Origin of the sequence: Gordonia rhizosphera NBRC 16068, assembly GCF_000298195.1 — a bacterium.
GTDB classification, from domain to species: domain Bacteria; phylum Actinomycetota; class Actinomycetes; order Mycobacteriales; family Mycobacteriaceae; genus Gordonia; species Gordonia rhizosphera.
Window position 1 is genome coordinate 1 of sequence record NZ_BAHC01000242.1, and the last position, 8,016, is coordinate 8,016.

Annotated in this window: 9 protein-coding genes and 1 pseudogene; 6 read left to right on the forward strand and 4 right to left on the reverse strand. The window is 65.2% G+C overall.

Annotation, left to right across the window (positions count from 1 at the left end):
• From GORHZ_RS27935 to GORHZ_RS27945, 3 genes are all read right to left on the reverse strand, one after another.
• Positions 1 to 775 (reverse strand): glycoside hydrolase family 3 protein (locus GORHZ_RS27935; protein WP_006339253.1); only part of this gene is annotated, 775 nt, incomplete at its 3' end.
• A 75-nt stretch (positions 776 to 850) separates the two neighbouring features.
• Positions 851 to 2,317 carry an IS607 family element RNA-guided endonuclease TnpB gene (tnpB, locus tag GORHZ_RS27940; RefSeq protein ID WP_006339254.1) on the reverse strand — a complete coding sequence of 489 codons (1,467 nt, stop codon included), beginning with the start codon at positions 2,315 to 2,317 and terminating at the stop codon, positions 851 to 853.
• Complete coding sequence (locus tag GORHZ_RS27945; RefSeq protein WP_040533909.1) at positions 2,317 to 2,904, reverse strand: IS607 family transposase; 588 nt, start codon at positions 2,902 to 2,904, stop codon at positions 2,317 to 2,319. Before GORHZ_RS27945 ends, tnpB begins: the two co-directional genes overlap by 1 nt.
• A 183-nt stretch (positions 2,905 to 3,087) precedes the next feature.
• Between GORHZ_RS27945 and GORHZ_RS27950 the strand changes: the two genes are divergently transcribed.
• Positions 3,088 to 3,642, forward strand: coding sequence for a DUF4334 domain-containing protein (locus GORHZ_RS27950; protein ID WP_006339257.1), 555 nt, complete (start codon positions 3,088 to 3,090; stop codon positions 3,640 to 3,642).
• Between the two features lie 35 nt (positions 3,643 to 3,677).
• Here GORHZ_RS27950 and GORHZ_RS27955 read toward each other — a convergent pair whose 3' ends face one another.
• Positions 3,678 to 3,983, reverse strand: a complete 306-nt coding sequence (locus GORHZ_RS27955) for a hypothetical protein (protein ID WP_006339261.1) — start codon at positions 3,981 to 3,983, stop codon at positions 3,678 to 3,680.
• 358 nt (positions 3,984 to 4,341) lie between these two features.
• On the opposite strand from GORHZ_RS27955, the gene GORHZ_RS27960 reads away from it, so the two are divergent.
• From GORHZ_RS27960 to GORHZ_RS27980, 5 genes and pseudogenes are all read left to right on the forward strand, one after another.
• Positions 4,342 to 5,478: a tyrosine-type recombinase/integrase gene (locus GORHZ_RS27960; protein WP_006339262.1), complete on the forward strand. Its 1,137-nt coding sequence runs from the start codon at positions 4,342 to 4,344 to the stop codon at positions 5,476 to 5,478.
• On the forward strand, positions 5,471 to 5,923 hold the full coding sequence (locus GORHZ_RS27965) for a hypothetical protein (protein ID WP_006339263.1): 453 nt from the start codon (positions 5,471 to 5,473) through the stop codon (positions 5,921 to 5,923). The genes GORHZ_RS27960 and GORHZ_RS27965 overlap by 8 nt, the downstream gene beginning before the upstream one ends.
• Positions 5,924 to 6,038: 115 nt before the next feature.
• Positions 6,039 to 6,230 carry a helix-turn-helix domain-containing protein gene (locus GORHZ_RS27970; protein WP_006339264.1) on the forward strand — a complete coding sequence of 64 codons (192 nt, stop codon included), beginning with the start codon at positions 6,039 to 6,041 and terminating at the stop codon, positions 6,228 to 6,230.
• Between the two features lie 100 nt (positions 6,231 to 6,330).
• A complete protein-coding gene (locus tag GORHZ_RS27975; protein WP_006339265.1) occupies positions 6,331 to 6,579 on the forward strand; it encodes a hypothetical protein in 249 nt (82 codons plus the stop codon).
• A gap of 442 nt (positions 6,580 to 7,021) precedes the next feature.
• Positions 7,022 to 7,993, forward strand: a pseudogene (locus tag GORHZ_RS27980) (DUF3631 domain-containing protein); the annotation flags it as partial.
• Positions 7,994 to 8,016 lie beyond the last annotated feature (23 nt).

The window sequence follows — 8,016 nt, forward strand, 5'->3', positions numbered from 1 at the left end:
AGTCGACCCCGGCGTGCAGGGCGCCGGGACGGTCGGCGGTGGCGAACCAATCGGTGACCACCAGCCCGGTGAAGCCCCATTCGTCGCGCAGGATCTCGGTGAGCAGCCGGTGACTCTCCCCCACGTGCTCACCGTTGACAAGGTTGTATGCCGACATCACCACCCACGGCTCCGACTCGGTCACCGCGATCTCGAATCCGGTCAGGTACAGCTCGCGCAGTGTGCGTTCGTCGACGATGGTGTCCAGCCGCATGCGCTGGGATTCCTGGTTGTTCACCGCGAAGTGTTTGAGGCAGGCGCCCACACCCTCGGACTGGATGCCGCGGACCAGGGCGGCGGCGGCCTTTCCCGATAGCACGGGATCCTCGGAGAAGTACTCGAACGCGCGCCCGCCGGCGGGGTGGCGTTTGAGGTTCAGTCCCGGACCCAGCAGCACCCCGACCTCCTCGGCGCGAGCCTCCCGCCCCAGCGCCGCCCCGACCTGCTCGATGAGCTCGAGGTCCCAGGTGGAACCCAGCGTGACGGCGGTGGGAAAGCACGTGGCCGGCACCGAATCGGTCAGGCCGACGTGGTCACCGGAACCGGTCTGTTTACGCAGCCCGTGAGGTCCGTCGGTGAGCATGATCGAGAGCACCCGGTCATCGAGCGACTTCGTGTGCCAGAAGTCGGCACCGGAGACCATCGCGATCTTCTGCGCGCGGGTCAGCCCGGCGGTGACGTCCGCGGGCCGGGTGGCCCGCGACGACGGGGACGGATGATCTGGGCTCGAGGACACGGAATTCCTCTCGGCTCGGGCGGTGCGGCAGCTGTTCTCCGTTGCCTTCTGGTGAGCAAACGTGAGTGTGCTCTGTCATCGGGCAGCCGTCCCTTGCAAGACGGCGGTCCCCGTCTGATCAACACCAGCGGTGTTGTGCGGGGTTGACGTTTCACTGCCTGCTGCGTTGACCACTGACGTGGTCGCGGTCTCCTGCATGGCTCCGCGTCCTGCCACCAGGCCACTCCCGGCGGGACTCTGTTCACCCAGTGTGTGGGTCTCGCCGAGTCGGGCGAGGTTGATCGCGGCGTTGTGGTCACGGTCGATGATCAGGCCGCAGGCCTCACACGCGTAGACACGGTCGGCGAGGGTCAGCTTGGCTTTCACTGATCCGCATCCCGAGCACGTCTTCGATGAGGGGTAGCACCGGTCGGCAGCCACCAGGTGGCTGCCGTACCACTTCGTCTTGTAGGCCAGCATCCGGCGGATCTCCGCCAGCGCGGCATCGGCGAGCGCCCGGTTGAGGCCACACTTGTGGACACCGCCCTTGGAGCGCATCCCTGAGACGTTCAAGGTCTCCACGACGATGACTTGGTTCTGCTGGGCCAAGGCCGTCGTGGCCTTGTGCCGCACATCGCTGCGCACGGCGGCCGCGTGGGCGTGAGTCTTGTTGATCCGAGCCTGAGTACGGAGCCACCGCTTCGACGCCGCGCGCCTGGTCTTCGTGCTCACGTCGTAGGGGCCTTGCTGTCGCGCTGCCCGGCGCTGCAACGCCCGCCGACGATCGTGCGTCCGTACGTACGACTTCGGGGCCGGGACCCGGTTGATCTCACGCCCGTCCGGGGTGGCGACAACCAGCAGGCTGTCGGCCTTCACCCCGACGTCGACACCCACCACCGGCTCGCCCGATCCAACGTTCCCGGGTACCGCAGGCGTGCGCTGGACGATGGTCTGGAACGCCACGTGCCAACGACCGGCGGTGTCCTCACTCAGGGTGGCCGACAGAATACGCGCGGTCCCCGCCTGGACCCGGCGGGCGAGCTTCCGGGTCGACTCATGCGTCTTCATTGCCCCCAGCCTGGGCAGAGTCACGTGATGCCGGTCGACCTCAACGCGGATGGTTCCGGTGGTGAACCGCACCGACCTCCGTGCCCGCGCGGTCTTGAATCTCGGAAACCCGACGGTCTTCCCAGCCCGCTCACCGGCGCGGGACTTGCTCCACGCGTCCAGGCCGCGAGCCAGACTGTCGAGGCCAGTGCTGTAGGCCTCCTTGGAGTTCTCGGCCCACCACGGCGCTACCTCGCCCTTGCGGGCGTTCCACTCCTTACGCAGACCGGCCAGCGACCAGCTCAACGACGGCGTCAACTCCTCCTCGGCGAGCCCGTAAGAACGCTCTGCTGCCCGCTGATCCAGCACCGCCTTCACCACCGCGAGCATCGTGTTGTGCGCCGTGCGCGCGCCCCCTGCATGAGACCGGAACGCCCGCACCTGCGCCGGCGTGGGATCGAGCGCGAACGTGTATGCCTGCGCCGTCCAACCCCGAGGGATCTCGAACCTGGCCATCAGAAGGACGCCTCGACCGGCTCGTCGTGTTTGATAGCGGTGACCGCGCGCATCGCCCGGTTCCGCGCACCACGACGGCCATAAAGCCGCGCGCACATCGACGTCAACACCTCGATCATGTCGCGGACCAGGTCATCCTCGGTCTCGCCCTCATCAGTCACCACGATCCGACGACCCTGCGCCGACAGAGCTGCTTCGAGGTACTCGACCCCGAATCGAGCCAGGCGATCGCGATGCTCCACAACCACCACACTCGCAGACGGGTCTGACAGCACCCGCCTGATCTTGGGTCGCTTCCCGTTCACCCCGGACCCGACCTCAGTCACCACCTCCCCGACCTCGTGGCCGTTCGCGGTAGCCCACTGCGTGAGCCGCGCGACCTGACGGTCCAAGTCAGCACGCTGATCATGCGACGACACCCGCGCGTACACCACCACCCGGCCATCAGGTCCGACATCAGCAACGTCAACCCAGATCGTGCCCGAGTCCAGACGACGAGCACGCACCGGCATCCGGTCCTCCCGGAACCACCGATACGCGGTCTGCGGATGCACGCCCTGCGTACGCGCCCACTCAGCCAACTTCACCCACCAAGTGAAACACACATTCGATAACGTTTGCTCACATAACGTCAAGCAGTTGCATACCCCTCGACGGTGCCCGGGGTATCGCCGAAACACAACCACCGCGTTGGTGGCGGAGTCGTGTCTGCGCACGACGGTGTTGAGACAAATATCGATTTCCGTATCTTCGGTCGGTATCGTGGGGCCATGCTTCTCGACGAACTCATGTCCACCGTGCCCACGACGACGGGCGATGCCCTTGAATTGTTCGACGCCGCACCGGCAGTGGAGCCCGGCGAGATGATCGGCACCTGGCGCGGCGCGGAACTGCCCACCGGACATCCGATCGACGGGTTGTTGGCTGCCAGCGGCTGGTGGGGCAAGCAGTTCGTCGATGCCGAGACCGTGCATCCGCTCCTGTTCCGCACGAGCGACGGCTCGGCGCTGTGGCCGATGAAACCTGTGCTGGCGTTCGCCGGCGTACCGTTCGGCCGGTTCTCCGTCGTCAAGAACCGGTCCTATGTCAAGCCGATCGCGATGTCACGCCTGGCGTGGCAAACCCGTTCGCCTAAGGCGCGGCTGCGCACGACCCGCTACCGGGGTGTGGACACCGCAACGATGATCTACGACCAGCTCCCGATCAACGACGTGTTCCACCGTCTGTCCGACGACGCGGTGCTCGGTGCGATGGACATGCGCGGATCGGAACAGCCGTACTTCTTCGTACTGCGCCGGGACGACACGCTGCGAATGCGTACCTGACCTGCGTGTTCGCACCACCCGTACGCGTCATCGCCTTATCGCGCACATCCCATGCACAGGTAGCGGCACACCACCACGTGGTGATCGGCCGTGGCGCAATTGTCCACCGCCTCGTGCTGTGCTTCGGCTCCGCACTCGCAGCAGACATACGGCGCAGACTGCGCCGCGCTGCGCAAGCATGACCCGCACCCGCACGTAACGTGATTCGGCGCAATGATCCCGAGCGGTGAGTGCTCGCCCGCAGCCCGCAGCGCGTCCAGTTCACCGTAGATCTCCCCCGGCGCACCGTCGTAGACGATCGCCACGGCGCGCTCTGCCAACTCCCGAACTCGATCAGCCATGAGTGTCCTCATCCTCCCCGGTGACGGCGACATGCTGTTGATTTCGTGAATGAGAACATCTCGGAGCGTCACGCGCACGTCGAGGAAATGAGGGCCGACGGCCGTAGAGGGGTGTCACGGTGCGCCTGCATGATTCTTTCAAACACAGGCGCACACCGCCCGGAGGGCGCAGGATGTCACGGTGCCCCCGATAGGATTTGAACTAGCCGAGGACGGTTCTCCGCTTGTAGCCGATGATGTGGCGTTTCGTGCCCCTCACCTGCTGTTTCAACACGACACACTAGTGCCATGCGTTGTCACGGGATGACCCAAAGTGACACGCGGATAGTCACACGCATCGCACGAAACGGGGTAGTCGGTGGCAGGAAAGCAGGGCCACCGGGGGTGGGGAAACATCCGCCGACTGCCCTCGAAACGGTTCCAGGCGTCCTATGTCGGCCCCGATTTGCAGCGCCACGCAGGACCGGTCACCTACAGCGCCCGCACCGACGCCGAAGGATGGTTGGCGGGTGAGCGCCGCAAGATCGAACTCGACGCGTGGGAACCACCCCGGCCGGCGAGAGAGCGCACCAAGGCCCGCATCGTCACGGTCACCGAGTACGCCGAGCGGTGGATCGAACAGCGCAATATCAAACCCGGCACCCACACCGTCTACAGCTCGATGTTGACCAACCACATCACCCCGATGTTGGGCCGTATCCCGCTACGTGACCTCTCTCCCGCCGAGGTCCGTTCCCGGCGCGCTGGTCTGGGCACCGACCATCCCCGCCGCAACTCGACGGCGTACGGGCTCCTGCACGCCGTGTGCGCCACCGCGGTCGCCGATGGTCTGATGCCGGCGAACCCGTGCTCGATCCCGAAAGCGATGAACACGCCTCGGAAGAAATCCCCGACCATCCTCGACGTGGACGAGGTCGAGTCCTTGGCCTCGGCGATCCGCCCCGAACGGATGCGCGCGCTGATCCTGCTGTCGGCGTGGTGCGGCGCGCGATGGGGTGAGGTATCAGAGCTGCGACGGAAGGACATCTCAGAAGACTGCGAGGCGGTGAGCGTGGCGGTGGCCCGCCGCAATGGGGCCTACCTCGTCGACACCCCGAAGTCAGGCAAGGGACGTGTCGTCGTCGTCCCGCCGCACATCCGGCCAGATATCCAACAGCATGTCGACACCAACGTCGGCAAAAGCCCTGACGCACTGCTGTTTCCGGCCGTGGGCGGTGGTCACATGCACTCGCGGCATTTCAGTCAGGCGTACTTCGATCCGTCCGCCGAACAGATAGGACGGTCGGGGTTGCGCCCGCACGACCTACACCACTTCGCCGGCACCCAGGCCGCCCGCGTCGGCAACCTCGTCGCAACGATGGGGCGACTCGGGCATTCAACCGTGAAAGCCAGCCTGATCTATCAGCAGATCGTCAGCGGCCGGGATGCCGAGGTCGCCGAGGTCGCCGAGGCACTGTCGGCACTCGCCACGCAGCGGGCAGACGACGGTGAGTGACATCGAGGCGGCCATCGAGCAACTACGCGCAATCATGCAGGGCGGCAACGAGAAAGCACACAGACGGCATCGTGTGGTGTGCGGCGTGTGTGGCGCAGATGTCCTCATCGTGTGGGATACCGACCCCCTCGTCTACCGTGTGTCACGCATAGAGGGATACAACTACTATCCCGCTCGCGACGACGACACCGCGCAGCTAGCCGAGGATGATCCGCTCGCCACTGAATGGGTACGGGTGCAACGCAACACGACCATCAACAAACGTTCGAAGCGGTGGAGCCGACCCTATCTGTGTTCGGAACTGCTCGATTTCGCGCTCGCGATAGACAACCCCCCGCCGATATCTCTGCCGTGCCGGTGTGCGCGGCCGGTGCAGGTGAGGGTCCTGCAGCTCGTCATCGACATTGAGACACATCGTGCCAAACGCACTATTGAACGGCCATAGCGTGCGGCAGAGTGGTGGCATCGTCAGGCGGGAGCCCGCGAATGCCTCGGTTCGCCGAGGAAGTTAGACACTCTATGGGCGTGCGAGTATCAGTTCTCATTCATGGAGCTGACACATGCCCAAAACAGGGACCCGTCGCCTTGAATCCATCAGTGATGCCGCCGCGTACGCTGATATCTTGGTCCGCACGATTCGCCGCTTCATCGCCGACGGCCGGCTGAACGCGTATCGGATCGGCCTGAGACTCGTCAAAGTCGACCTGAACGACCTCGACGCCATGATGCGCCCGGTCGGTGGTGGCGCCTGATGCGCAGCAACGACACCGACCCCGACTACAGCCAGCTCGAGGGCCACGCCGACCTCGGCATCGCCGACGTCGATCACGACGCGCTCGGCGGTGACGTGGGATGACCCGAGACAAAAGAAACGCCGACAAGGCGGGCGGCGTTTCGGCAATCACGTGGGTGCGCAATTACCTCGACTATACCGAACCCCTCACGCCAGAAGAACAGCACGAGGTCGAACTCGTGGCCGAGGTCGCCGCGCTTGGGTATCGGCCGCAGTGCACGCGTTGCGGTTTGTGGGCTGTCGCCGCGAAATCGGTTGCGGCGCAATGCGGCCCGGTATGCCGCACTAAGGGTGATGATGCCCAGTGAGTAGCGCATTCGAGCGTGTCATTGAGGCCTTCCGCGACCAGGGACTCTTCGTCGACGAGGCCGGCGACCGAGCCAGCTGTCAGGCACCAGGCCACTCGCCGACTGACAGATCGGTGACCATTACACGCAGCGATGACGGCGTGTTGATGCACAGTTTCGCCGACGATAAGGCGGATGTGCTCGCCACAGTCGGGTGGACATTCGCCGACCTGTACGACGAACCACGCGGCAATGGCAAACCGCCCGAGTCGACGCTGCCGGCCGGGCAAAACGGTTGCGGGACAATCGGACTTCCGAACGCAAGCAGCGACGGAAAGAACTCGACGAGGCGCACGCCGCCGAGCGTGAGCGCGAGTGGGCCGAGGCAGAACGCATCGCCGCCGAAGAGAATCCCGGCGCGCCGCGACCGGACTGGTCAGATCCGCTCGTAGCTCATCCCGAGCTGCGTGTCGTATCTGATTTGCCGCGCGATGATCTCCTTCAGACGATTGAGGAATTCCTCGCCAGGTTCGTTGTATACCCATCAGAGTCGGCACTGATTGCCCACGTGCTGTGGATCGCTCAAACATGGCTGATGGACACGTGGGAGTCGACACCGCGAATAGCGTTCCTGTCACCCGAGCCCGGTAGCGGAAAGTCACGCGCGCTGGAGGTGACGGAGCCGCTGGTTCCGCGACCCGTTCATGCGGTGAACACAACGCCGGCCTACCTCTTCCGCAAGGTATCCGACGAGTCCGGCCCGCCGACGATCCTCTACGACGGGATCGACACAGTCTTCGGCCCCAAGGCGAAAGACAACGAGGACATCCGCGGGATGCTTAACGCCGGACACCGCAAGGGCGCAAACGCCGGCCGCTGCGTGCTCCGCGGCAAGAACGTGGAGACCGAAGAACTGCCCGCCTACTGTGCGGTTGCCCTCGCCGGTCTCGACGACCTCCCGGACACGATCATGCCCCGATCGGTCGTCATTCGTATGCGACGAAGGGCGCCAGGCGAGAAGATCGAACCCTGGAGGCTGCGGATCAACGGACCCGAGGCTGACGCGCTCTCCGAACAGATACAGCTGTGGGCGAAGGGTGTCGCGCACCTCGCGGGCCAGTCATGGCCGGAGATGCCCGACGGTGTCGAGGACCGCGACGCCGACGTGTGGGAGGCGCTGCTGGCTGTCGCCGACCTCGCGGGAGGCCAGTGGCCGGCCCGGGCGCGGGTAGCGGCGGTAACGTTAGTAACGGCTTCCAAGGACAGGGCACCTACGATTGGTGTGCTGTTGCTGCGTGACCTCCGAACGGTATTCGGCGACCACGACCGGCTATCGACTGAGCACGTTCTCGACGGACTCAACTCGCTCGAAGAGTCTCCGTGGGCATCAATCCGCCGAGGTGAACCGCTCGACGCCCCGCAGACTGCCACGCGTTAGTCGGCGGTTCAGTCGATCGA

Excerpts from the sequence above, each read along its gene's own strand:
- tnpB (WP_006339254.1), bottom strand. The coding sequence starts at position 2,317 with ATGGCCAGGTTCGAGATCCCTCGGGGTTGGACGGCGCAGGCATACACG.
- GORHZ_RS27950 (WP_006339257.1), top strand. The coding sequence starts at position 3,088 with ATGCTTCTCGACGAACTCATGTCCACCGTGCCCACGACGACGGGCGAT.
- GORHZ_RS27955 (WP_006339261.1), bottom strand. The coding sequence starts at position 3,983 with ATGGCTGATCGAGTTCGGGAGTTGGCAGAGCGCGCCGTGGCGATCGTC.
- GORHZ_RS27970 (WP_006339264.1), top strand. The coding sequence starts at position 6,039 with ATGCCCAAAACAGGGACCCGTCGCCTTGAATCCATCAGTGATGCCGCC.
- GORHZ_RS27975 (WP_006339265.1), top strand. The coding sequence starts at position 6,331 with ATGACCCGAGACAAAAGAAACGCCGACAAGGCGGGCGGCGTTTCGGCA.